Annotated in this window: 18 protein-coding genes; 13 read left to right on the forward strand and 5 right to left on the reverse strand. The window is 72.2% G+C overall.

The window, feature by feature from the left end; all coding sequences use genetic code 11:
• Positions 1–23 precede the first annotated feature (23 nt).
• A complete protein-coding gene (locus OG245_RS28765; RefSeq protein WP_371626289.1) occupies positions 24–1,994 on the forward strand; it encodes an ATP-dependent DNA helicase in 1,971 nt (656 codons plus the stop codon).
• A 139-nt stretch (positions 1,995–2,133) separates the two neighbouring features.
• On the opposite strand, the gene lexA is transcribed toward OG245_RS28765, so the two are convergent.
• Positions 2,134–2,931 (reverse strand): transcriptional repressor LexA, encoded by a 798-nt coding sequence (gene lexA / locus OG245_RS28770; protein WP_010072358.1) that lies wholly within the window; start codon positions 2,929–2,931, stop codon positions 2,134–2,136.
• Positions 2,932–3,422: 491 nt separating this feature from the next.
• On the opposite strand from lexA, the gene nrdR reads away from it, so the two are divergent.
• Positions 3,423–3,935 (forward strand): transcriptional regulator NrdR, encoded by a 513-nt coding sequence (nrdR, locus tag OG245_RS28775; protein WP_365079113.1) that lies wholly within the window; start codon positions 3,423–3,425, stop codon positions 3,933–3,935.
• A gap of 179 nt (positions 3,936–4,114) precedes the next feature.
• A complete protein-coding gene (locus OG245_RS28780; protein WP_371626290.1) occupies positions 4,115–7,006 on the forward strand; it encodes a vitamin B12-dependent ribonucleotide reductase in 2,892 nt (963 codons plus the stop codon).
• Positions 7,007–7,147: 141 nt separating this feature from the next.
• Here the strand turns inward: OG245_RS28780 and OG245_RS28785 are convergent, their stop codons facing one another.
• Complete coding sequence (locus tag OG245_RS28785; protein WP_371626291.1) at positions 7,148–7,684, reverse strand: TerD family protein; 537 nt, start codon at positions 7,682–7,684, stop codon at positions 7,148–7,150.
• Between the two features lie 256 nt (positions 7,685–7,940).
• On the opposite strand from OG245_RS28785, the gene OG245_RS28790 reads away from it, so the two are divergent.
• From OG245_RS28790 to OG245_RS28815, 6 genes are all read left to right on the forward strand, one after another.
• Positions 7,941–8,546: a YdbC family protein gene (locus tag OG245_RS28790; RefSeq protein WP_371626292.1), complete on the forward strand. Its 606-nt coding sequence runs from the start codon at positions 7,941–7,943 to the stop codon at positions 8,544–8,546.
• Positions 8,547–8,589: 43 nt separating this feature from the next.
• The gene (locus tag OG245_RS28795; protein WP_371626293.1) at positions 8,590–9,249 is read left to right on the forward strand and encodes a histidine phosphatase family protein; all 660 of its coding nucleotides are present in this window, start codon (positions 8,590–8,592) and stop codon (positions 9,247–9,249) included.
• A 12-nt stretch (positions 9,250–9,261) separates the two neighbouring features.
• Positions 9,262–10,170: an ADP-ribosylglycohydrolase family protein gene (locus OG245_RS28800; RefSeq protein ID WP_371626294.1), complete on the forward strand. Its 909-nt coding sequence runs from the start codon at positions 9,262–9,264 to the stop codon at positions 10,168–10,170.
• A gap of 284 nt (positions 10,171–10,454) precedes the next feature.
• Positions 10,455–12,278, forward strand: a complete 1,824-nt coding sequence (locus tag OG245_RS28805; protein ID WP_371626295.1) for a DUF4153 domain-containing protein — start codon at positions 10,455–10,457, stop codon at positions 12,276–12,278.
• Between the two features lie 256 nt (positions 12,279–12,534).
• Complete coding sequence (locus OG245_RS28810; protein ID WP_371626296.1) at positions 12,535–13,245, forward strand: ribonuclease HII; 711 nt, start codon at positions 12,535–12,537, stop codon at positions 13,243–13,245.
• 62 nt (positions 13,246–13,307) lie between these two features.
• A complete protein-coding gene (locus tag OG245_RS28815) occupies positions 13,308–13,958 on the forward strand; it encodes a hypothetical protein (RefSeq protein WP_371626297.1) in 651 nt (216 codons plus the stop codon).
• 129 nt (positions 13,959–14,087) lie between these two features.
• Here OG245_RS28815 and OG245_RS28820 read toward each other — a convergent pair whose 3' ends face one another.
• Positions 14,088–14,729 carry a hypothetical protein gene (locus OG245_RS28820; RefSeq protein WP_371626298.1) on the reverse strand — a complete coding sequence of 214 codons (642 nt, stop codon included), beginning with the start codon at positions 14,727–14,729 and terminating at the stop codon, positions 14,088–14,090.
• Positions 14,730–15,034: 305 nt separating this feature from the next.
• Between OG245_RS28820 and OG245_RS28825 the strand changes: the two genes are divergently transcribed.
• Both OG245_RS28825 and OG245_RS28830 read left to right on the forward strand, forming a co-directional pair.
• Positions 15,035–17,194, forward strand: a complete 2,160-nt coding sequence (locus tag OG245_RS28825; RefSeq protein ID WP_371626299.1) for a RecQ family ATP-dependent DNA helicase — start codon at positions 15,035–15,037, stop codon at positions 17,192–17,194.
• A gap of 131 nt (positions 17,195–17,325) precedes the next feature.
• Positions 17,326–18,705, forward strand: coding sequence for a DUF4192 domain-containing protein (locus tag OG245_RS28830; RefSeq protein WP_371626300.1), 1,380 nt, complete (start codon positions 17,326–17,328; stop codon positions 18,703–18,705).
• 475 nt (positions 18,706–19,180) lie between these two features.
• Here the strand turns inward: OG245_RS28830 and OG245_RS28835 are convergent, their stop codons facing one another.
• On the reverse strand, positions 19,181–19,435 hold the full coding sequence (locus tag OG245_RS28835) for a DUF6332 family protein (protein ID WP_371626301.1): 255 nt from the start codon (positions 19,433–19,435) through the stop codon (positions 19,181–19,183).
• A gap of 181 nt (positions 19,436–19,616) precedes the next feature.
• Positions 19,617–21,191, reverse strand: coding sequence for an AMP-binding protein (locus OG245_RS28840; RefSeq protein ID WP_371628018.1), 1,575 nt, complete (start codon positions 21,189–21,191; stop codon positions 19,617–19,619).
• A 499-nt stretch (positions 21,192–21,690) separates the two neighbouring features.
• Here OG245_RS28840 and wecB point away from each other — a divergent pair, with 499 nt between their 5' ends.
• Together wecB and OG245_RS28850 are read left to right on the forward strand one after the other, a co-directional pair.
• The gene (gene wecB / locus OG245_RS28845; protein ID WP_371626302.1) at positions 21,691–22,974 is read left to right on the forward strand and encodes a non-hydrolyzing UDP-N-acetylglucosamine 2-epimerase; all 1,284 of its coding nucleotides are present in this window, start codon (positions 21,691–21,693) and stop codon (positions 22,972–22,974) included.
• 216 nt (positions 22,975–23,190) lie between these two features.
• A complete protein-coding gene (locus OG245_RS28850) occupies positions 23,191–24,609 on the forward strand; it encodes a glycosyltransferase family 2 protein (protein ID WP_371626303.1) in 1,419 nt (472 codons plus the stop codon).
• The last annotated feature ends 317 nt before the right edge of the window (positions 24,610–24,926 follow it).

Consider the following 24,926-nt stretch of genomic DNA (forward strand, 5'->3'; position numbering starts at 1 on the left):
GTGCGCCGTAGGGTGGTCGGGCTATGACGAAGCCATCCCTCCCCGAGCTCCTGCACGCCGCCGTCACCGCCGTCGGCGGTACGGAAAGGCCCGGCCAGGTCACCATGGCCGAGGCCGTCGCCGAGGCCGTCGACGACCAATCCCACCTGCTCGTCCAGGCCGGCACCGGTACGGGCAAGTCGCTCGGCTATCTGGTGCCGGCCCTGGCGCACGGGGAGCGGGTCGTCGTGGCCACGGCCACCCTCGCCCTCCAGCGACAGCTGGTGGAGCGGGACCTGCCGCGCACGGTCGAGTCCCTGCATCCGCTGCTGCGCCGCCGCCCGCAGTTCGCCATGCTCAAGGGCCGGTCGAACTACCTCTGCCTGCACCGGCTCCACGAAGGGGTTCCGCAGGACGAGGAGGAGGGGCTGTTCGACCAGTTCGAGGCGGCGGCCCCGTCCAGCAAGCTCGGCCAGGACCTGCTGCGGCTGCGGGACTGGTCGGACGAGACGGAGACGGGCGACCGGGACGACCTGACCCCCGGCGTCTCGGACCGGGCCTGGGCGCAGATCTCGGTTTCCTCGCGCGAGTGCCTGGGCGCGACGAAGTGCGCGTACGGCGCGGAGTGCTTCGCGGAGGCGGCCCGTGAGCGGGCGAAGCTCGCGGACGTGGTCGTCACCAACCACGCGCTGCTCGCGATCGACGCCATCGAGGGCGCGCCGGTGCTTCCGTCGCACGAGGTGCTGATCGTCGACGAGGCGCACGAGCTGGTCTCCCGGGTCACCGGCGTCGCCACCGGCGAGCTCACTCCCGCCCAGGTCAACCGCGCGGTCCGCCGGGCGGCGAAGCTGGTCAACGAGAAGGCCGCCGACGCCCTCCAGACTGCCGCCGAGGGCTTCGAACGGGTCATGGAGCTGGCGCTCCCGGGACGTCTGGAGGAGGTGCCCGAGGACCTCGGTTACGCGCTGATGGCGCTGCGCGACGCGGCACGCACGGTGATCTCCGCCATCGGCGCCACCCGGGACAAGTCGGTCGAGGACGAGAACGCCGTCCGCAAGCAGGCCCTGGCCTCGGTCGAGTCGATCCACGGCGTGGCCGAGCGCATCACCCAGGGCTCGGAGTACGACGTCGTCTGGTACGAGCAGCACGACCGGTTCGGAGCCTCCGTCCGGGTCGCCCCGCTCTCCGTCTCCGGGCTGCTGCGCGAGAAGCTCTTCGCCGAGCGGTCCGTGGTGCTGACCTCGGCCACCCTCAAGCTCGGCGGAGACTTCAACGGGGTGGGCGCGTCCCTCGGGCTGGCTCCCGAGGGCACGGCGGGCGAGGACGTCCCGCAGTGGAAGGGCCTGGACGTCGGCTCCCCGTTCGACTATCCGAAGCAGGGCATCCTCTATGTCGCCCGGCATCTGAACACCCCGGGGCGCGAGGGATCGCGTACGGACATGCTGGACGAGCTCGCCGAGCTGGTGGAGGCGGCCGGCGGGCGCACGCTGGGGCTGTTCTCCTCCATGCGGGGAGCCAAGGCGGCGGCCGAGGAGCTGCGGGGGCGGATGGACAGGCCCATCCTGCTCCAGGGCGAGGAGACGCTCGGCGAGCTGATCAAGAACTTCGCCGCCGACCCGGAGACCTGCCTCTTCGGCACCCTGTCGCTCTGGCAGGGCGTGGACGTCCCGGGAGCGAGCTGTCAGCTGGTGGTCATGGACCGGATTCCGTTCCCCCGGCCGGACGATCCGCTGATGAGCGCACGGCAGAAGGCGGTCGAGGAGGCGGGCGGCAACGGCTTCATGGCGGTGGCGGCGACGCACGCCGCTCTGCTGATGGCCCAGGGTGCGGGCCGGCTGGTCCGGGCCACCGGCGACAAGGGCGTCGTCGCCGTGCTGGACCCGAGGCTCGCCACCGCGCGGTACGGCAGCTATCTGCGCGCCTCGCTGCCGGACTTCTGGTACACCACCGACCGGAACCAGGCACGCCGCTCACTGGCCGCCATCGACGCACAGGCCAAGGCGGACGGGGCCTGATCCGCCGGGGCCCGCCCGGCCGCCCGACTCCGGGCGGCCGGGCACGGCAAAGCCCCGGGACCGACGTCATGATCGACGTCCTAGGCAGTGACCCCGGGGCAGACAGCCGTGACCGACGCTTCTCTCGGATCTGACGTGCTCAGACCCGGCGCAGCACCGCCACCACCTTGCCGAGGATGGTCGCCTCGTCGCCGGGGATCGGCTGGTACGCGGCGTTGTGAGGGAGCAGCCATACGTGACCGTCCTCCCGGCGGAAGCGCTTGACCGTCGCCTCGCCGTCGAGCATGGCGGCGACGATGTCCCCGTTCTCCGCGACGGGCTGGCGGCGTACGGTGACCCAGTCGCCGTCACAGATCGCGGCCTCGATCATCGAGTCGCCGACGACCTTCAGGACGAACAGCTCACCGTCGCCGACGAGCTGGCGGGGGAGCGGGAAGACGTCCTCGACGGACTCCTCCGCGAGGATCGGACCACCGGCGGCGATCCGGCCCACCAGCGGCACATAGGAGGCGGCGGGCTTGCCCGTCGTGTCGGTCGGCTGGGTGCTGGGCTGGTCCGATCCGCGCACCTCGTAGGCGCGGGGCCGGTGCGGGTCCCGGCGGAGGAAGCCCTTGCGCTCCAGCGCCATCAGCTGATGGGCGACGGACGACGTGCTGGACAGGCCCACCGCCTGACCGATCTCCCGCATGGAGGGCGGGTATCCCCGCCGCTGCACGGAGTCGCGGATGACCTCGATGACCCGCCGCTGCCGGTCCGTGAGCCCCGAGCTGTCCGCCCGGATTCCGGGGGGCCTGCCGGGCATGGAGCGTCCCGGGCGTGCGGGCTCGGGCCCGTCCGTGTTCGTGACTGAGTCATTCATGGCATGCACCGGCTCAAGTCGGCTCTGGGAGCGGTGGTCCCGGGCGGTGATGGTGGCACTGTCTGCGGTGGTGGTCACGTCAGCCCCTCTCGAATGTTCTCCCTAGCTGGACAACGGTAGTAGCTTTCGAAAGGTTGCGCCAAACACACGTTCGAGTGAAAAACGAATAAAGGAGTGCCGTGGTGCTACCGACAGGTGTATGAGCAACCAGGATAGAGGGCGTGCGAACGCTCCGCGGAAGCCGGTCGCGGCGTCGGCCCGAGTCTTTCATCCGGACCGCTGCGCCGGAGCCCCGGCGGCTCGGCGCCCCTGCGTTTCCCGTACCCTCTTCTCTGGCCGACGCTCTCCCCGGGCGGCCTCCCGCGAGAGGTCCGGCGCGCGACACGCGATGGGGCCGGAAACGCGACTCAACCCTAGATCTAGTGGTTGGATTGCTCCAGTCACCCAGAAGTTGTGGTCGCGGTTCAATCGCACCGTGGCCATCGCCTATGCTGGGGACTGCTTCCAAGGGCCTGGACAAGGCCCTGAAGAGGCTATTCAGTCGTGCGTGTGAAGGAGGGTTGGGAGCCATGCACTGCCCCTTCTGCAGGCACCCCGACAGCAGGGTCGTCGACAGTCGCACCACCGACGACGGGACGTCGATCCGTCGCCGCCGGCAGTGCCCCGACTGTTCCCGCCGCTTCACCACGGTGGAGACCTGCTCGCTGATGGTGGTCAAGCGCAGCGGCGTGACCGAGCCCTTCAGTCGCACCAAGGTCATCTCCGGCGTCCGCAAGGCATGCCAGGGGCGACCCGTCACGGAGGACGCCCTCGCCAAGCTCGGCCAGCGGGTCGAGGAGGCGGTGCGCGCCACCGGCAGTGCCGAGCTGACCACCCACGACGTGGGACTGGCCATCCTCGGCCCGCTGCAGGAACTCGACCTCGTCGCGTACCTGCGCTTCGCGTCCGTGTACCGGGCGTTCGATTCCCTGGAAGACTTCGAGGCCGCCATCGTGGAACTGCGTACGCAGCGGCCTTCCGCGGAGGACTGCGGGAGCGGAGAGACCCTCGAGGTCCCCGCGCCCGCCATCGCCGCCGACTGAGCGGTACCCGCCCGGGACGCCCGTGCCCGCAGACGTTCTCACGACTGCGGACCCCGGCGGCAGGGCGACATGAGATGTGCTTCCGGCTGCCGCGTGCGGCTCCCGGAGCATCGGACACACATTGTGCCTGGGAAGATCTGGGCACTTCAGGGCGTTTTCGCCCACATATGGGAGGCGGCATGACAGAGACGGCGAGCGGCCCGGCACGAGGTTCCCGTACCAAGGGCGCCAAGGCGAGCAAGGGTCTGCGTATCGAGCGCATCCACACCAACCCCGGCGTGCACCCGTACGACGAGGTGGCGTGGGAGCGCCGTGACGTCGTCATGACCAATTGGCGCGACGGCTCGATCAACTTCGAGCAGCGTGGCGTCGAGTTCCCCGACTTCTGGTCGGTGAACGCGGTCAACATCGTCACCAGCAAGTACTTCCGCGGAGCTGTCGGCACGCCGCAGCGCGAGACCGGTCTCAAGCAGCTGATCGACCGGATCGTGAAGACGTACCGGAAGGCCGGCGAGGACCACAGCTACTTCGCCTCTCCCGCGGACGCGGAGATCTTCGAGCACGAGCTGGCGTACGCCCTCCTGCACCAGGTCTTCAGCTTCAACTCCCCGGTCTGGTTCAACGTCGGCACGCCCCAGCCGCAGCAGGTCTCCGCCTGCTTCATCCTGGCCGTCGACGACTCCATGGAGTCGATCCTCGACTGGTACAAGGAAGAGGGCATGATCTTCAAGGGCGGCTCCGGCGCCGGCCTGAACCTCTCCCGCATCCGCTCCTCCAAGGAGCTCCTCTCCTCCGGCGGCAACGCCTCCGGCCCGGTCTCGTTCATGCGCGGCGCCGACGCGTCCGCCGGAACGATCAAGTCGGGCGGCGCCACCCGCCGCGCGGCCAAGATGGTCATCCTCGACGTCGACCACCCCGACATCGAGAACTTCATCGAGACCAAGGTCAAGGAGGAGGAGAAGATCCGCGCCCTGCGCGACGCGGGCTTCGACATGGACCTGGGCGGCGACGACATCACGTCCGTCCAGTACCAGAACGCCAACAACTCGGTCCGGGTGAACGACGAGTTCATGAAGGCCGTCGAGGCGGGCGGCAAGTTCGGGCTGAGCGCCCGGATGACCGGCGACGTCATCGAAGAGGTCGAGGCCAAGTCCCTCTTCCGCAAGATGGCCGAGGCCGCCTGGGCGTGCGCCGACCCGGGCATCCAGTACGACGACACGATCAACGCCTGGCACACCTGCCCGGAGTCCGGCCGGATCAACGGCTCGAACCCGTGCAGCGAGTACATGCACCTGGACAACACCTCGTGCAACCTCGCCTCGCTGAACCTGATGAAGTTCCTCAAGGACGACGGCCTGGGCAACCAGTCCTTCGAGTCCGAGCGCTTCGCCAAGGTCGTCGAGCTGGTCATCACCGCGATGGACATCTCGATCTGCTTCGCGGACTTCCCCACGCAGAAGATCGGCGAGAACACCCGCGCCTTCCGCCAGCTCGGCATCGGCTACGCCAACCTCGGCGCCCTGCTGATGGCGACCGGTCACGCGTACGACAGCGACGGCGGCCGCGCGCTGGCCGGCGCCATCACCTCGCTGATGACCGGCACCTCCTACCGCCGCTCCGCCGAGCTGGCCGCGGTCGTCGGCCCGTACGACGGCTACGCCCGCAACGCCGAGCCGCACCAGCGCGTCATGAAGCAGCACTCCGACGCCAACGCCAAGGCCGTCCACGTCGACGACCTCGACTCGCCGGTCTGGGCCGCCGCGACGGAGGCCTGGCAGGACGTGATCCGGCTCGGAGCGAAGAACGGCTTCCGCAACGCGCAGGCCTCGGTCATCGCGCCCACCGGCACCATCGGTCTCGCGATGTCCTGCGACACCACCGGCCTGGAGCCCGACCTCGCCCTGGTCAAGTTCAAGAAGCTGGTCGGCGGCGGCTCGATGCAGATCGTCAACGGCACGGTGCCGCAGGCGCTGCGCCGCCTCGGCTACCAGCCCGAGCAGATCGAGGCGGTCGTCGCCCACATCGCCGAGAACGGCAACGTGGTCGACGCCCCCGCGCTGAAGACCGAGCACTACGAGGTCTTCGACTGCGCGATGGGCGAGCGCTCCATCTCCGCGATGGGCCACGTCCGGATGATGGCGGCCATCCAGCCGTGGATCTCCGGCGCGCTCTCCAAGACGGTGAACCTCCCCGAGACGGCCACCGTCGAGGACGTCGAGGAGGTCTACTTCGAGGCGTGGAAGATGGGCGTCAAGGCGCTCGCGATCTACCGCGACAACTGCAAGGTCGGCCAGCCCCTCTCCGCCAAGACCAAGGACAAGGAGAAGGAAGCGGTCACCGCGAAGGCCGAGGAGACCATCCGCACGGCGGTCGAGAAGGTCGTCGAGTACCGCCCGGTCCGCAAGCGCCTCCCGAAGGGCCGTCCCGGCATCACCACCTCCTTCACGGTGGGCGGCGCCGAGGGCTACATGACCGCCAACTCCTACCCGGACGACGGTCTGGGCGAGGTCTTCCTGAAGATGTCCAAGCAGGGCTCGACCCTCGCGGGCATGATGGACGCCTTCTCCATCGCCGTCTCGGTCGGTCTGCAGTACGGCGTCCCGCTGGAGACGTACGTCTCGAAGTTCACCAACATGCGCTTCGAGCCGGCCGGTATGACGGACGACCCGGACGTGCGGATGGCGCAGTCGATCGTCGACTACATCTTCCGTCGCCTGGCGCTCGACTTCCTGCCCTTCGAGACCCGCTCCGCCCTCGGCATCCACTCCGCCGAGGAGCGCCAGCGCCACCTGGACACCGGCAGCTACGAGCCGTCGTTCGAGACGGACGGCCTGGACGCGGACAGCCTGGCCGCCCCGGTCCGCGCCGAGCCCCTGAAGGTGGTGGCGGCTCCCGAGGAGCCCGCCGCGAAGCCCGCACCGAAGACGGCGCACACCTCGGCCGAACTGGTCGAGATGCAGCTCGGCATCAGCGCCGACGCCCCGCTCTGCTTCTCCTGCGGTACGAAGATGCAGCGCGCCGGCTCCTGCTACATCTGCGAGGGCTGCGGCTCGACGAGCGGCTGCAGCTGACCGGACGCGGAGCCGCGCCGACGCGCGGCTGACCCGTGGTCCACGAAGGGGACCGGCCTACGGCCGGTCCCCTTCGGCAGATCCCTGCCCTTTTCGGCAGGTCGCCGACGCCCACGCCGGGTTGGCCGGAACTGACCGATGTCACCCTTCGGCGACGCGGCTTCCCATCACCGTGGCGAACGCGTCGGGGTCGCCGTCGAAGCCGCGTACGGCCGACCGGAAGCCCCAGAGCCCCGAGCCGTCCCGGGTGAACTCCCCGATGACCGCCGCGCTCGCCCACGCCACCTCGGAGAAGTCGCTCTCGGTCAGGCTCGTGTAGCCCTCGCGGATCTCCATCGCCGTGCTCCCTATGTCGCCGAAGGTCTTGTGACCGTCGCGCTGCTGGATGGCGACACCGACCACCACCCGCCCGTACGCGTCCGCCAGCCGGTTCAGCTCGATGGTCATGACCTCGTCGAAGCCGAAACCCTGCCCGGTCCGGCTGTCCCGGTTCAGCGTGATGGTGCCGTCCGGCGAGCGGCTGTCGAAGTGCACCAGATAGGCGGGGGCGCCGTACGGCTCGCCGACCGGGTAGGTGGCCGCGATGATGTCGAGGTCGTTGGCCGCGGCCCCGTGCGGACTGGGGTCCCACTTGACCCGCACCTCGACCTTTTCGATGTCCTTGTTCGGAGTGCTCAAGGGACTTCCCTCCCGGCCGACGGCCCACGGACCGTTCCCATCACCTGGTACACGATTCACCCGATCATGTACGCAACCGGCCGCGGAACCAACTGCTCCGGCCACGGGCGGCGGATTCGGGCCACCCTCCGGCCCCGGCACGGGCGTTGCGGCCTCCTCGGGCACCCGCGATCCGGTGCGCGAGCGGAACGGACGGCCGGGGGCGCACTCCCCGGGACCGTGACGCGCGACACGTTCCGCGCCGTACGATGGCGCGGTGCTGGTGAAGTGGATTCGCTGTTCCGTGGTGGACCGTCATGGTTTCGAGCGGGGACAGCGGAAGTGGGCGGGGCTGCTCGGCGAGCCGGGGTTCAGAGGACAGAGCGGCGGGTGGAGCCGAACGCGCCCCGACGTCGCCCATGTCTTCGCGTTCTGGGAGAGCCGCGTCTTCTACGACTCCTTCATGGCCCGCGGGCACGACCGGCTGGCGGCCGGGCAGTCGGGCATGTTCCGCGACATGCAGGTCACGCTCTTCGAGCGCCGCTTCGACGTGAAGACGGGCTTCGAGCCCCACTTCGCGGAGGCGGACGTCGTCAGGGTCGCGCACAGCCGGGTGCACGAGGAGCGGGCCGAGCACTTCGTGCTGATGCAGCAGCAGGTGTGGAACCCCGCCATGGCCGGATCGCCCGGCATGCTGCGCGGCGTGTTCGGCGAGGCTCCCGGCAACGAGTTCCTGGCGCTGTCCCTGTGGAAGTCGAGCGCCGAGCGCGGCAAGTACCGGGCGGCGGGGGCCGAGCGGCTGGCGGCCCGCGCGGGGACCGAGACGGACGTGATCGCGCTGACGGGAGACGTCGTGGAGCTGGAACCGTCCTGGACGGTGTGACCCGGGCCGCGCGCCCCCGGTAGGGGCGGCCTAGGCTCGGGGCATGGCACGTCCGCAGCGCATTGTCCTCGTCCGGCACGGTGAGTCCGAGGGCAACGCCGACGACACGGTGTACGAGCGGGAGCCCGACCACGCGCTCCGGCTCACCCCCGCAGGTCTGCGTCAGGCCCGGGAGACCGGGGAGGGGCTGCGCGACCAGTTCGGCGAGGAACGGGTGAGCGTCTACATCTCGCCGTACCGCCGCACCCACGAGACGTTCCGGGCCTTCGACCTCGACCCGGCGCGCGTCCGCGTGCGCGAGGAGCCCCGCCTGCGCGAGCAGGACTGGGGCAATTGGCAGGACCGGGACGACGTGCGGCTGCAGAAGGCCTACCGGGACGCCTACGGGCACTTCTTCTACCGTTTCGCCCAGGGCGAGTCCGGCGCCGACGTCTACGACCGGGTCGGCGCGTTCCTGGAGAGCCTGCACCGGAGCTTCGAGGCGCCGGACCATCCGGAGAACGTCCTGCTGGTCACCCACGGACTGACGATGCGGCTGTTCTGCATGCGCTGGTTCCACTGGTCGGTCGCGGAGTTCGAGTCGCTCTCCAACCCCGGCAACGGCGAGACGCGGACCCTGCTGCTGGGCGAGAGCGGTCGCTACACCCTTGACCGGCCCTTTCAGAGCTGGCGGACCCCTGAGCCGTACGGCCGCACCGGATAGAGTGGCAGGGCGATGACCGCTGATTCTGTTTCCGTGCGGCGCCTCGAACGCGCCCTGGCCAGCCTGCGTGGGCTGTCCGTGGGGGACGCCCTGGGCTCCCAGTTCTTCGTTCCGGCCAACTATCCCCTGCTGAAACAACGGGCCCTGCCGCCCGGGCCCTGGCAGTGGACCGACGACACCGAGATGGCCTGCTCGGTCCTGGCCGTGCTCACCGCGCACGGCCGTATCGACCAGGACGCGCTCGCCCGGTCCTTCGCCGAGCACCACGACTTCGACCGGGGCTACGGGCCCGCCGTCAACCGGCTCCTCAGGCTCGTGCGCGAGGGAGGCGACTGGCGGGAGCTGTCCTCGGCGCTGTTCCAGGGCCAGGGCTCCTGGGGCAACGGTTCGGCGATGCGCATCGCCCCGCTCGGCGCCTGGTACGCGGACGATCCGGAGCAGGCCACGCACCAGGCGGAGATCTCCTCGTACCCCACGCATCAGCACCGCGAAGCCGTCGTCGGCGCCATGGCCGTGGCCGCCGCCGCGTCGCTCGCCGCCGCCCCCGGCGGACCGCCGAGCCCCGAGGGCCTCCTCGACGGCGTCATCGCGCTCGTGCCCCGCAGCGCCGTCGGCGCGGGGCTGCGCCGGGCCCGCGACATGCTGGACTACCGGGACGCCGGGACGGTCGCCGCGGTCCTCGGCAACGGCCGCCGGACCAGCGCCCACGACACGGTGCCGTTCGCGCTCTGGTCGGCCGCCAGGAGCCTCGGGGACTACGAGCAGGCGTTCTGGGTCACGGCCCAGGCGGGCGGTGACGTCGACACGACGTGCGCCATCGTCGGCGGTGTCGTCGCGTCGGGCACGGCCGGAGCGCCGCCGGCCGCCTGGCTGGCCCGGACGGAGGACCCCCCGGCGTGGCTGACGCCGCTCCCGCGCTGACGCTCCCGCGCTGACCTCGCGCCACGCCTCCGAGCCGTCTCCCCCTCTCTCCGGCGGCCGCGCCGCTTCCGTCCCGTCTCTCCGCCGACGGTCCCTGAACCGGTGCTGCGGCCGTCTGTCACGGTCCTGCCACAGGACCACTCCGCGTGTCTGCGAACGCGAGTTCGGGACTACTCTTTCGGCCACGCCGCCCCTCGTTGATCTTGAGGGCGTGCGCCGAATGAGACGCCGGGACGTGCGTACGGCCCAGGGGCCGCGCGTGGACCCGGTGGGGGAGGGGTCCCATGTCCGATCAGCCGTCCGAGGCGTCCAGACCGCCGGAGAAGCCGGAGGGAGCCGACGCGCCCCGGCCACCGGAACCGCCTGCGGCCTCCGAGGCCGCCGGCACACCGGCGGCGAACCGACCGGATCCGGCCGCGGCGCAGTCCGCCGGTGCGTCGCCCGCCGAGGCCGCGCGGTCCTCTGCCGTAGGGGATCCGGTCCCGGCACAGGCCGCAGGCGACCCGCGCCAACGGGCCCAGGCGGCTCGACCGGCCGGGCCGCCCGGCAGCCCCTGGCAGTACGGCGCCGGGGCGCCCGCAGCCAAGAACGAGGGTGTGACCGCCCGGATCCGGCCACCCGAACCGCCCCTGATCCGGCCCGCCGTGCTCTGGTCGGTCCTGGCCACCGCGCTCCTAAGCGCGCTCTTCCTGGGCGACGGACTCGGGGTGAACCTGCTGATCGTGGCTGTGCCCGCAGCGCTGGCCGCGTACTTCGCCGCGCGGGCCGCGGGCCGTCGGCTGCGGCCGTGGACGGCGACCTGGGCGGTGGGAGGGCTCGCACTGCTCGCGGTGCCCGCGCTCCGGGAAGCGGGCTGGCCCACCTTCCTCGCCGTGGTGTCCGCCTTCGCGCTCGGCTCCCTCGCGCTGCACGGCAGCCGCAGCTGGCCGGGCGTGCTGATCGGCTCGCTGGGGCTGTTCGACTCGGTCGTCCCCGGCATCATCTGGGGCGTGCGGGGGGTACGCGCGCGGGCCGACGGTTCCCGGGCGCGCTGGGGCGCCGCCCTGCGCACCACGGTGGTGGCCCTGGTGCTGCTGGTGGTGTTCGGGACCCTCTTCGCCAGCGCGGACGCCGCCTTCGCCGAACTGCTCGGCAGCCTCATGCCCGACGCCTCGGTCGGCGAAGGACCGTGGCGGATCTTCCTCTTCGCCCTCGGGCTGGCGGGCGCGCTCGCCGCCGCGCACGCCGCGGCCGCTCCGGTGCGCTGGGACGGGATCACCGTACGGCCCGGCAAACCCCGGGGACGGGCCGAATGGGCCCTTCCACTGATCGTCCTCAACCTGCTCTTCGCCGCGTTCATCACCCTCCAGCTCGTCGTGCTCCTCGGCGGATACGACAAGGTCCGGGACGTGACCGGGCTCAGCCATTCCGAGTACGCCCGCCAGGGCTTCTGGCAGCTGCTGTGGGCCACGCTGCTCACCCTTCTCGTGATCGCCCTGGCCCTGCGCTGGGCGCCGCGCGGCACCACCGGGGACCGCACCCTCGTGCGGGCGGTCCTCGGCCCCCTCTGCGTGCTCACCCTCGTCGTGGTCGCCTCCGCGCTGCGCCGCATGGACCTGTACGTCGACGAGTACGGCCTGACCAGGCTCCGGATATCCGTGGCGGCGATGGAGCTCTGGCTCGGGGTGGTGCTGGTCCTGATCCTGGCGGCCGGGGTCTTCGGGGCCCGGTTCCTGCCCCGGGCCATCGCGGTGAGCGCGGCGGCCGGCGTCCTGGCCTTCGGACTGCTCTCGCCGGACGGGCTGATCGCCGAGCAGAACGTCCAGCGCTTCGAGGACCGCGAGTCGACCGCCATCGACATCGACTACGTCGAGGACCTGTCCGCCGACGCCGTACCGGCCCTGGACCGCCTGCCCGAACCGGAACGCTCCTGTGCGCTGCGGATCATCCAGAACGACGTCCTCCACGCCGACACCCCCTGGTACGCGACCAGCCGGGGGGAGGCGCGGGCGAAGGAGATCCTGGAGAAGCGCCCGGTCAAGGGCGATGCTCGTGACTGCTACAGCGCGGGCAGGGATGGGACCCGGGACGGATACGAGCCGGACGACGACAGCTACGACCCGTACTGAGCCGATGGGTCCGCCGGCCGAGTCGTCGGGCCTGCGGGCCGGGCCTGCGGGCCGAGCCGGCGGGCCCTCCGAGCCCACGGGTTCGAAGGGCCCGCGCCTCCGGGTCCATGGGATCCGCGCAGACGGGTTCAGGGGCCCGAGCCTCCGGAATCAAGGGCGCGCAGGGCCTCGAACCCGCCCTCGCCGGCTGATTCGCGGTTCGCACGGCGCCCCGGGGTGTTGCTGCCGTGGCTCTCGGCGTACGCTGTCTGGCGCCATGCCGTACGAAGCACCCACGCACACCGTCGAGCGCTCACTTCGCGCTACCACCGGTGCCAGGACCGTCGCCGGTGTCGATGAGGTCGGGCGCGGTGCGTGGGCCGGACCCGTCACCGTGTGCGCGGCGGTCACCGGTCTGCGCCGACCGCCCGAAGGTCTCACCGATTCCAAGCTGTTGACCCCCCGGCGGCGCGCCGAGCTCGATCCCGTGCTGCGGAGCTGGGTCACCGCCTACGCACTGGGCGACGCCTCGCCGCAGGAGATCGACGACCTCGGAATGACCGCCGCCCTCCGGCTCGCCGCCGTGCGCGCCCTGGAGGGGCTGCCGGTGCGGCCCGACGCGGTGATCCTCGACGGCAAGCACGACTACCTGGGCGTTCCCTGGAAGGTCCGCACCGTGATCAAGGGCGATCAGTCCTGCATCGCGGTCGCCGCGGCCTCGGTGATCGCCAAGGTGCACCGTGACCGGATGATGGCCGAGCTGGGCGCCGCGTCCGAGGACTGCGCCGACTTCGCCTTCGGCGCCAACGCGGGGTATCCCTCGCCCGTGCACCGGGCCGCGCTGGAGGAGCGGGGGCCCACGGTCCATCACCGCCTCTCCTGGGCGTATCTGGACGCGCTGCCCCGGTGGCAGCACCTGAAGAAGGTCCGCTTTTCCGCCGAGGCGGCCGCACTCGAAAGCGGGGGCCAGCTCGGCTTCGAATTCTGATCGCGCGCACGCGCCCCTCCTACCGACGCCGACGACATCGGCGTCCGCCACAGACCACCTTCATGCCTCTGATCTCCGAGGAGCCTCAGATTCCCGAGAGCGCCCAGGGTCCCCGCGTCACTCCGGCCGCCGGCCGCACCGCGCCGACCCCTCGTCCCGTACCCGGTCCGCGTTCCGCGGCCACTCCGCGTCCCGGCCGTCCGGGTCCCGGCCCCGCGCGCCCCGCGCCCCCGGCGCAGCGCACCCACCCCGCACCCGCGGCACCCGTCGCTCCGGCACCGGCCCCTGCGGCCCCCCGTCCGGAGCCGGCGGAGAATCGTTCCGCGCCGCAGATCCAGCTGATCCCGGCTACGGCGGCCGGGGCACTCGACGCGGCCGAGGAAGCCGTCGACCTGCTGCTGGAGTCCGGTCGCGCACCGGGCGACATCCTGGTGCTCACCACCGGCGAACAGCACCCGTGGGCCGCCCACGAGCTGTCCTTCGGCGAAGCCGCCTACTGGGCCCAGCACGACGCGGGCGACGACGTCTTCTTCGCCGACGTCTCCGCGGCGGACCGGGCCACGTCCCGGCCCGTGGTCGTCGTCGCCGTCAACGCCGAGGCGGACCCGGCCGTGGCGCGTACCCTGCCCGTCGCGCGTGACCGCGCCGCCGCGCTGCTGATCGTCTGCGGAGACCCGCAGACGATCAACTCCGCACTCGGCGCCGGGGTCTGAACACATCCCACCGGTGTTCCCGGCCGCCCGCACGGGCGGCCGGGGACACCACCGCCGGTCGCCCGGGCACGCCCGGGACGGACCGCCGACCGCCGATCCGCGCCCGCTCCGCGGTGGCGGGCTGCCCGCTCAGCGGGCAGCCGTGCGACGCAGCGCCTCCGCGGCCCCGCCGCCCGACCGCGTAGGGGCGGCCCGGTGCTCGACGACGGCGTCGGCCAGGGACTCCGGCTCCGACAGCGAACTGGGCCGCCGCCCGCCCCTTCCCTCGCCGAGCACCTGCCAGCCTCCGCGGGTGAGCGTGATGTAGGCGCCGCAGCGGAGGCCGTGCAGGGTGCAGGCGTCCCGCAGGCCCCACATCCACGCACCGTCCTCCTCGGTCCAGCGTTCGTCGCCGTCACGGCAGTACAGAAGCACGGCCGTACGGACCGGAGTGCGGCGCCGCAGATCGTGCGGGACGACGCGCCGCAACTGCGCCAGCAGGGCGTTGCGGAACTCCCAGCCGTCCGCGGCCACCGCTGCCCGGCGGGCGAACGAGGCGCTCGCCGTGAGCCGTTCCTCATGATCGAGGACCGCGACCACGGCGGTGGCCGGCGTCGGCCGGTGCCGGGAGTGCAGTCCGCCGACGACCTCCCGGGGACTCCGGAGCAGAGGTATGCCCGCCGAGGCCCACTCCGCTGGTTCGAGCATCCGGGCAAGGCGGTTGGCGGAGTCTGAGGCAAACGAGGACGCCGCTGTCGAAGTGGCGGTGGACGGGGCGAATCCGAAGGTCACGGTCCTCCCTTCGCTACGCGCCCACAGTGCGGGCAGGGTCGAGTGAGGGCGCGCCGCGGCACAGCCCTTCCGGGCCCGATGAGGAACTGTGCGGGGGCAGCTCCAATTCTCCCTGGCCCACCGGCAGGCGGCAACGAGCAATTGCTGTGGCTGACGGGAATCAGCCGGAATGACACTGATATCCCTGCCCAAACCCGCCCGGGATGACTCCCTCCGTCACCCCTGAATCGCGAGGACCAGCAGAAACACCGCCGTCGCGGTGGGTGGATTCGCCGATTGTCCGTCCCATCGGGTTGCATGGAGGCATGGACACCCTGGAGCTCCGCACCGAAGCCGACGCCATCCTCGCTGAGCTGGTCGGTGCGCCCGGGGGATCGGCGCGGCTGCGGGAGGACCAGTGGCAGGCGGTGGCGGCCCTGGTGGAGGAGCGTCGTCGTGCGCTGGTGGTCCAGCGCACGGGGTGGGGCAAGTCGGCGGTGTACTTCGTGGCCACCGCGCTGCTGCGGCGGCGCGGAGCCGGTCCGACGGTGATCATCTCGCCGCTGTTGGCGTTGATGCGCAACCAGGTCGAGTCGGCGGCGCGCGCGGGCATCCAGGCGCGCACCATCAATTCGGCCAACCCCGAGGAGTGGGAAACGATCTACGGGGAGGTGGAGCGCGGCGAGACCGACGTTCTCCTGGTGAGCCCGGAGCGCCTCAATTCCGTGGACTTCCGTGATCAGGTCCTGCCGAAGCTCGCCGCGACGACCGGCCTGCTGGTGGTCGACGAGGCGCACTGCATCTCCGACTGGGGCCACGATTTCCGGCCCGACTACCGCCGGCTGCGCACGATGCTCGCGGAGTTGCCGGCGGGAGTGCCGGTGCTCGCCACCACCGCCACGGCCAACGCGCGGGTGACCGCGGACGTGGCCGAGCAGTTGGGCACCGGCGGCGGGGACGCGCTGGTTCTGCGGGGGCCGCTGGACCGCGAGAGCCTGCGGCTGGGCGTGCTGGAGCTGCCGAACGCGGCGCACCGGCTCGCGTGGCTGGGGGAGCGGCTGGGGGATCTGCAGGGTTCGGGGATCATCTACACGCTGACGGTGGCGGCGGCGGAGGAGGTCGCCGCGTTCCTGCGGCAGCGCGGATATCCGGTGGCCTCGTACACGGGGAAGACGGAGAACGCCGACCGGTTGCAGGCGGAGGAGGATCTGCTGGCGAACCGGGTGAAGGCCCTGGTGGCGACCTCCGCGCTGGGAATGGGTTTCGACAAGCCGGACCTCGGATTCGTGGTGCATCTGGGATCGCCCTCGTCGCCGATCGCCTATTACCAGCAGGTGGGGCGTGCGGGGCGCGGCGTGGACCACGCCGATGTCCTGTTGCTTCCGGGCAAGGAGGACGAGGCGATCTGGGCGTATTTCGCTTCGGTGGGATTCCCGCCCGAGGAGCAGGTGCGGCGCACCCTGGACGTGCTGGGGCAGGCGGGCCGTCCGTTGTCGCTGCCGGCGCTGGAGCCTTTGGTGGACCTCCGGCGCTCGCGTCTGGAGACGATGCTGAAGGTCCTGGACGTGGACGGTGCGGTCAAGCGCGTGAAGGGTGGCTGGACCGCGACGGGGCAGCCGTGGGCGTACGACGCGGAGCGGTACGCCTGGGTCGCGAAGCAGCGGGCGGCGGAGCAGCAGGCGATGCGGGAGTACGTGGCGACCACGGAGTGCCGCATGGAGTTCCTGCAACGGCAGCTCGACGACGAGAAGGCGGTGCCGTGCGGCCGCTGCGACACCTGCGCGGGACCCTGGCTCGACCCGGCCGTCTCCTCCGGGGCCCTCTCGGCGGCGACGGGTGAGCTGGGGCGGCCGGGCGTCGAGGTCGAGCCCCGCAAGATGTGGCCCACCGGCCTGGCCTCGGTCGGCATGGACCTCAAGGGCCGCATCCCCGCGGGGCAGCAGGCGCTGACGGGACGCGCTCTGGGGAGGCTGTCGGACATCGGCTGGGGCAACCGCCTCCGCCCGCTGTTGTCGGCACAGGCCGCGGACGGGCCGGTCCCGGACGACGTGCTGAACGCCGTGGTGACGGTGCTGGCGGACTGGGCCCGCTCGCCGGGCGGCTGGGCCGGCGGTGCGGCCGACGCGGTGGCGCGGCCCGTGGGCATCGTCGTCGTGCCGTCACGCACCCGCCCCCGGCTGGTCACGTCCCTGGCCGAGGGAGTGGCCCGGGTCGGGAGGCTCCCACTCCTGGGCAGCCTGGCCTACACCCCGCATGCCGACGTCCACGCCGCGCACCGCAGCAACTCCGCCCAGCGGCTGCGCGCCCTGGCCGACTCGTTCGCGGTGCCCGACGAACTCGCCGCCGCACTGGCCGAGGCCCACGGCCCGGTTCTGCTCGTCGACGACTACACCGACTCCGGCTGGACCCTCGCCGTGGGCGCACGCCTGCTCCGGCAGGCCGGTGCCGATGAGGTGCTCCCGCTCGTCCTGGCCGTGGCCGGGTAGGCCGGGCAGGCCGCGAACCGAACACGCCGCGCTGCAACACGATATCGAGGCCCGAACGACCGGGGCGACCCCTGTGGATAACGTTATCCACAGGGGTCGCGGGATACGGCGGCCTGCGGGACCGTCAAGGCATGAACAAGCACCAGGAATCCACCGGCCGGGCCGGGGAGCAGCAGATCACCCTGCGCGGCCCCGCCGAGCTGGCCGACGCCCTCCCGTATCTCATGGGCTTCTATCCCAACGACAGCGTCGTGATGGTCGCGCTGCACGGCGGCCGGGGCCGTTTCGGCGGCCGGCTCCGCCTCGGAATTCCGCAGGCGCCCGGTGAATGGGGGCCGGTCGCCGACCAGTTGGCGGAGTGTCTGGTATCCGGGAGCGAGCGCCGCGAAGGACGGCCCGACGCGATCGTGGTCTTCCTCTGCCAGGACTCCCCGGACGGGTCGGGCGGCCGACTGACCATGGAGCGGCTCAGGCCGTTCGCGCAACGCCTGCGCACGGCGTGCGGAGCACTCGACGTTCCGGTCCTCGAAGCGCTCTGCATCTCCGACGGCCGTTACTGGTCCTACTGCTGCCCCGACCTCCGATGCTGCCCCGACCAGGGAAACCCGCTGGCCATGCCCGGCACCACGGTGATGGCCGCGGCCGCCGCCTACGCGGGCGTCCATGTGCGGGGCACGTTGCGCGACATGGAGGCGCGGCTCCAGCCGTGGCGGACCCCAGCAGCCGTGACCGCGCAGGAGGAGGCACTGGACAGGGCGGCACCGGCGTTGATCCCGAGGCTCCTCGACGAGCGGGCCAGGGGCGAGGTCGCGACGGAGACCCTCCGGACGGCGCGCACGCTCATGGCCCGCATCGAGGAGGCACAGCCCGCGCCGCCCGCGCTCTCGGACGCCGGGGACGACCAGTTGATCGGCTCCGACGAGGCCGCGGCCATCATCCTCGGGCTCCAGGACCGGGAGACCCGGGACAAGGCCGCCGCCTGGATGGAGGGCGCGGAAGCACAAGCGGCCCTGCGGCTGTGGCGGACGCTGGCACGGCGTTGCGTCGGACCGTACGGGGAGCACGCCGCCGCCCCGCTCACCCTGGCGGGCTGGGTCTCCTGGTCCACGGGCGACGAACCCGGCGCGCGGGTCGCCCTGGCCCTGGCACTGCGCGCCGATCCCGACTACACGTTCGCCCAGCTGCTGCATCGGGCCTGCAACGAAGGACTCGACCCCGAGGCCCTGCGCCGCTGCCTGCGCGAGGCCGCGGTCGAAGGGGCGAGTCCCGATGCCCGGGCCGTGGAGGCGGTGATGGACACCGCCGACGACCGGGGCGCCACGTCGCCGCGCGTTCGCAGGGTCCGCCCACGGCCCGACGGGGGCCGGGGGCAGGGGCGCGCTCACCGGCGCCCAAGTGGAGAGCGGGTGAAGGCGTCATCCGGTTCGCCCCGCCCCTGGGCCTCGGCGGCCGGACGGCGGTCGCGTGAGGCCCGGCGCTACGGCCGCCGGGGCAGCAGGACGCGACGATGACCCGGACGCGAGCCGAAGAACCGGGCGTGGGCGTCCGGCCCGCCGACCGGCCGGGACGCGGACTGCTGCCCCGCCTGGCTCAACTGACGGAGCGTGAGCCCCGATGGTGACCGGCTGCCCCTCGTCCCTCGCCCCTCGCCCTCGCGCTCCGGTTCCCCGCTCTGGCTCCTCGCTCTCGGCCGGCCTCTTCGGCCGTGCCGTGATGCCGCGCCCCGCGCCGCGAGTCCGGAATCGTGGAACCCCGCCCCGCCTTGTCCTTCAACCTCCGCCCGTGGTCGGCCTCACGGCTGACCACGGGTCGCCTTCACCGGACAGCTGGACGACGTCCGCGCGAGCTTCCACGGCTGCCTCACCGACGCCGCCGCGGCTGACCGCCGACCGCCTCCGCGGCGACGTCGACCGCCTGACCGTCGCTGGGCACCGGCAGGCCGACCCACGCCGGGAGGCTGCCGACCGCAAGGGAAAGGGGCCGTAGTCAGTGGCCCATGCGGCGCTGCTCGTCGAACCGGAGCAGCACCCGTACCAGACGCCACACTCCGGCCACCGCACCGAGCAGTGCACCGCCCACCAACAGGCCTTTCCTCGCCGATCCAGAGAGGTCAAGAACCAGGACGAGCGCCCAGGCGGAGGCAGAGATCACTCCAGCCAGCACGGCGGCAGTCACCAGGGCGAAAGCGATCTCCACCGTCACCGCGTCCTTCTCCCACCGCGACTCACGCCCCATGTCCATGCTGCAAGTCTCACATCACGGTCAAGAATCCGGCCCGCAGACGTCGGCCGGCCCGTTCGTGACCCGGGGCCCGTCACCCCCGAGGAGTCGCGGGGCCACTGACTCGCTCCGACACGGCTCACGCACGGGCCGGGGCAACACCGGACAGATGGTCACCGGGTACGTCGGGCTGCCCCGGCGATCAGCCCCGGCTCGGGGCTTCGGCCCTCAGGAGCTTCTTGTCGGGCTTGCCCGCGTCAGTCAGCGGCAGGGCGCCGGTGAAGTCGACGCGGTCGGGCTCGTACATGGCGCCCCGCCCCTCCCGTACCCAGGTCCGCAGGTCGTCGCTGGTCACAGGGGCACCGGGGGCGGTGACGACCGACGCGTGGATGTGCTCGTATCCGCCGGTTCCCTTCACCCCGTAGACCGCGGACTGCCGTACGGCGGGGTGCGTGTTGAGGAAGTCCTCCAGTTCGGTGGTGTACACGTGGCCGCCCACGACCGCGATCATGTCCTTGATCCGGTCGACGACGGTCAGATACCCCCGGGTGTCCAGGGAGCCGAGGTCGCCGGTGTGCACCCACCCGTCGCGCAGGACCTGGGCAGTGAGGTCGGGGTTCTTCCAGTATCCCTCGAACACCATCTCCGAGCGTACGCAGATCTCCCCGACCCGACCGGCGGGCAGCACGCGGCCGGTCTCGTCGCGGATCTCGACCTCGACCCCCGGCACGGGTCGCCCGGCGGTGCGCAGGACGTCGGGGTGGTCGGGATCGTGCTCGGCGGCGGGCAGCACGCTCACGGCACCGGCCTCGAACTGCCCGTAACCCTGCTGGAGAACAGGCCCGAAGAGGCGCACGGCCTCGGCGATGCGCGCCGGGGAGGAGGGGGTCCCGCCGTAGGTGATCTGCTGGAGGCTGGAGGTATCGGTGCGCGCGGCGTCGGGGTGGTCCAGGACCTGGTAGAGCAGCGGGGGCAGCAGCATCATGTTGGTGATCCGCTCACGCGTGATCGTGGCGAGGACCTCGGCCGGGTCGAACGCGTAGTGCAGCACGACCGTGCCCCCGGCGGAGAGAGTGCCGTCCGCGATGAATCCGGCTGCGTGCGACAACGGGGTGCACACCAAGTCCCGCCGCCCCGTGCCGCTGAACAGCTCCCTCGTGCGCGCGACTCCGCCCTGCATCCGGGCGAAGGTGCTGCGAACTCCCTTGGGATGCCCGGTGGTTCCGCCCGAGTGCCGGATGAAGCACAGGTCGTCGGGGCGCGCGGCGCTCTCCACGGGGGCGTCCGGCTGTTCTGCTGCGAGCGCCAGGAGGTCCTCGCCCAGGCTTTCCGCAGCGTGCTCGTGACCAGGGCCGCCTTGTTCGGGGGCCTTGCCCAGGAGCAGGACGCGCTCGATCGGGGCGACGGCGCGGACCAGTTCGGCGGCCCGGCCGGCCAGACGCGGGTCGACGATCAGGGCGTACGTCTCCACGTCGGCCATCATCAGGGCCTGCACGTCGCAGGCGAGCCGGTTGTAGAGGTGGTTGAAGTGCGCGCCGAGCAGGTTGACCGCGTACCGCACCGCGATCGTCTCGGGCAGGTTTCCGCACAGGAGGGTGACCGTACGGCCCGGTCCCACCCCGCGCTCCCGCAGCGCTCGCGCCAACCGGTGGACCAGGGACCGGAATTCACCGGCGCCCATACGCCGGTCCCCGTCCACCAGGACGTCGCGGCCGGACTCGTCGGCCAGGCCCTCCAGGATGATCTCCACATAGTTGCGGAACTGCGGCGCGGGCATCGACGTCACGCTTCCTCTTCCCTCTCCATCAGAAGGCGTTCGACGCGAACGCGCATCACCGACGTGCTCCGGATGCATGGCTGTCGGCCAGCGGGCGGGCAGTGCTGAGGATACGGCGCGGCCACCCGGCTCCGGCGACCGCCGGCGAGGTGGCCGACCAGCCGGAAACGTGCCGCGGCACGGTCCACGGCCAGGAGAAGGCTTCGCCGTCGCCGCGGGAGACCTCGGCGTAGCCCGTGCCTTCGCCGCTCACCCGTCGTCGTCGGCACCGCCGCACCCGGTGAGGGCTTCCGGCACCGCCTCCGTGTGCTCGTACGCCCGGGTGACAGCCGGCGGCTCAAGCAGGTGGTCCGCCCGTTCCGGCCGGTGGCGCCACGTTGATTCGCCGCCCCGCTCGTGTTTTCTCCTCGGGTGGTCGTGAGCCCTGCCGTGCTGCCGCCGGCCCGAGGAGGAACGGTGTCCGTTGACGCGTAGGGGATGCAGAGGGACCGGTGCGGTCGTGGTGCTGGGCACCCGGCCGGAAGTGGTGAAGCTGGCCGGTGTGATCCGCGGGCTCGGGTCCGACGCGCGGGTGGTGCACACAGGACAGCACTACGACGACGCGTTGTCGGGCGAGATCTTCCGCGGGCTGGGACTGCCGGAGCCGCGGGTGAGCGTCCGGCGGATCGGCGGGCTGCCGCGCGTCGAGCAGATGAGTTCCATGATCGATCAACTCGGCCGGGCGTTCGAGGCCGCGCGTCCCGCGGTCGTGGTGGTGCAGGGGGACACCAACTCCGCTTCGGCCGGGGCCCAGGCGGCTCACTACCTGGGGATCGAGGTGCTCCACGTGGAGGCGGGGCTCCGTTCGCACGACCGGACCATGCCGGAGGAGATCAACCGCCGGATCATCGGCGTGCTCGCCGACGTGCACTGCGCGCCCACCGAGGGCGCCGTGGCGCATCTGCGGGCCGAGGGCGTCGAGCCGCACCGGATCCACCTCACCGGCAACACCGTCGTCGAGGCGGTTCGCGCTTCGCTGCCCGGCCCCGCGGCCAGGACGGCCGTGCTACGGGCGCACGGACTGCGCTCCGGCGGATTCGTCCTCGCGACCGTGCACCGGCCGGAGAACACCGACGATCCGGAACGGCTCCGGCTGATCCTCGGCGAACTGGCGGGACTCGGGCTGCCGGTGCTGCTGCCGATCCACCCGCGGACCGCCGCGCGGGCACGGCAGTACGGACTGGACGGGCTGCTGGCGGCACTGTGCGTGGTCGAGCCGGTCGACCACGCCACCTTCCTCGCGCTGGCGCACGAGGCACGCCTGCTGGTCTCCGACTCCGGCGGCGTGCAGGAGGAGTGCACCGTACTCAAGAGGCCCCTCGTCGTCGTCCGCAACAACACCGAACGGCCCGAGGCGATGGACAGCGGCTTCGCCGTGCTGGCCGCACCCGGACCGGACATCGGCTTCCGGGCCCGCGCGCTGCTGGACGCCCCCGGTCTCGCGGCCCGGCTCGCGGCCACCGCCTCGCCGTTCGGCGACGGCCGGGCCGGCGACCGCATCGTCGGTCTCATCCGCACCCTCGTCGAGCGAGCGGTGCCACCTACGCGCCGGGCATCCGACAGACCAGCGGCGGCGGCCCCCGGCGTTCGTCCCGCCACGCTGCCCTCGCCGGCCGGAACACCGGCCGGCCCGCATCCCCCTGGAGGCAACCCTTGTACCGACCACCCCATGCCGGAGGAGCCACGGCCGGAGGCGTTCTCGCCGCCACCGGAAGCGGCGACAACTTCTACCTCGTCGTGCTGACCCTCGTGTCGTTGGCCCTCGTCGTGTCCGGAATCTTCCTGGTCCGCGGCGCGCGGAGCCGTATGGCGGGCGCCTGACCGCCGGGCACACGACCGCCGCCCACCCGCTGTCCCGACACGGGCCGGCGGACCGGTCCGTGTGACCGACCACGCGGGCCGGCGCCGAGACCGCACTCGGAGCCGGTCCGCGGGACCGATCCCCCAGGAGGGAACCAGGATGGGTGAATCCCCGAGCGCCGTGGTCACCGCCACGATGACGCTCTTCCTCGCGCTCGCCGTCGTCTCCGTCGGCTACCTGCTGGCACTCGTCGTACCGTTCGTCCGCGGCAGACCCCGGCCGCCGGGGGACGCCTCACGCTTCGACTGGCACATCCTGGTGCCCTGCCTGAACGAGGCCGCGGTGATCGGTGAGACCGTGACCCGGATGCGCGAGGCCTTCCCCCTCGCCCACCTGTGGATCGTGGACGACGCCTCCGACGACGACACCGCCGCCGTCGTCGGCCGGTTCCAGCGGGACGACCCCCTGCTCCACCTGGTGTCCCGGCGACCGCCCCACGCCCGCAGCGGCAAGGGCGACGCCCTGAACGCCGCCTACCGCGCCCTGGCCGCCCGGATCCCCGGGAGCAGCCCGGCGGACAGGGTGGTGATCGGGGTCTTCGACGCCGACGGCATTCCCGCCCCCGACTGCCTGGACGTGGTCGCCTCCCCCCACCTCCTCGGCGACCCGTCCGTGGACGCGGTCCAGATCGAGGTCCGGATGCGCGACCGGGACGAGCGACGCCCGCTCCCCGGCGCGGGCCGCTTCCGCAATCTCCTCGCCCGCACCCTCGTACGGATGCAGGACATCGAGTTCCGGGCCGCCGTGCCCGCCATCCAGGCCGGCCGCAGCTTCACCGGGACCGTGTCCCTGGGCGGCAACGGCCAGTTCGTCACGCTCGACGCACTGCGGACGCTCGACGACGATCCCGACCGGGGCGGGCCGTGGCGCAACTCGCTGCTGGACGACTACGAACTCGCCCTGCACCTGGCCCTCGCGGGGCGCCGGGCGGCCTTCACCCGTGACACCTGGGTCGAACAGGAGGCGCTGTGGGACGCGGGCCGTCTGCTCGTCCAGCGCACCCGGTGGAGCCAGGGCACGATGCAGTGCGCCCGCCATCTCCCCACGGCGTGGCGGTCGCGCCGGCTGTCCACCCCGGCGGTCGCGGAGATCAGCTACTCGCTCCTCCAACCATGGCTCCAGCTCTTCGTCAGCGCGGTCTGCCCCGTGCTGCTGATCCTCGCCGTGGGGCACGTGATCGACGGGGCGGGCCTCACCGGACAGGGGGTGCGGTGGTGGCCGATCGCCGGTTACGTCCTGCTGGCCGTCGTCCAGTTCGGGATGTGGGGTCCGCTCTACCGGGCGAAGTGCGAACCCTCGCAGGGTCTCTGGCGCAGTGTCGGCTGGGGCTTCGCGTACACGGCGTACGTCTGGTGCTACTCGCTCGCCACCTGGCGGGCGCTGGCCCGCCACCTGCGGGGGCGCGGGTCGTGGGCCAAGACCCGCCGCAACGCGGAGGCCCGGACCCGCCGCGACGCGGAGGCAGCTCTGCCCTCGCCGGCCCCCGCCGCGCCGCTGGAGGACGCGAAGTCCCGCTGATCCGCCCCGCCCTGCCGGGGAGGTTCGCCCGGTCGGCCGGTCCCCGCCGTCGTGGCCGAGGCGGCGGCCAGGACGAGGGTGAGCCCGCCGGCCAGGACGGCGAACACCAGATGCTTGGTGTTCTCGATCGCCTCCCCGTAGACCGCCGTCAGGAACTGCGCCCACGTCAGCGCCGCCGCGCACAGCACCGTTGCGACGAACGCCCGGCGGCGGGGGTCGGACGTACGCCGCCACCACGGGACCGCCGCGAACCCCAGCACGGTGACGAGCGTCAGCATCGGCCCGCCGCCGATATCGGTCACGAACATGCTGAACAG

The organism is Streptomyces sp. NBC_01116 (assembly GCF_041435495.1).
GTDB lineage: Bacteria > Actinomycetota > Actinomycetes > Streptomycetales > Streptomycetaceae > Streptomyces.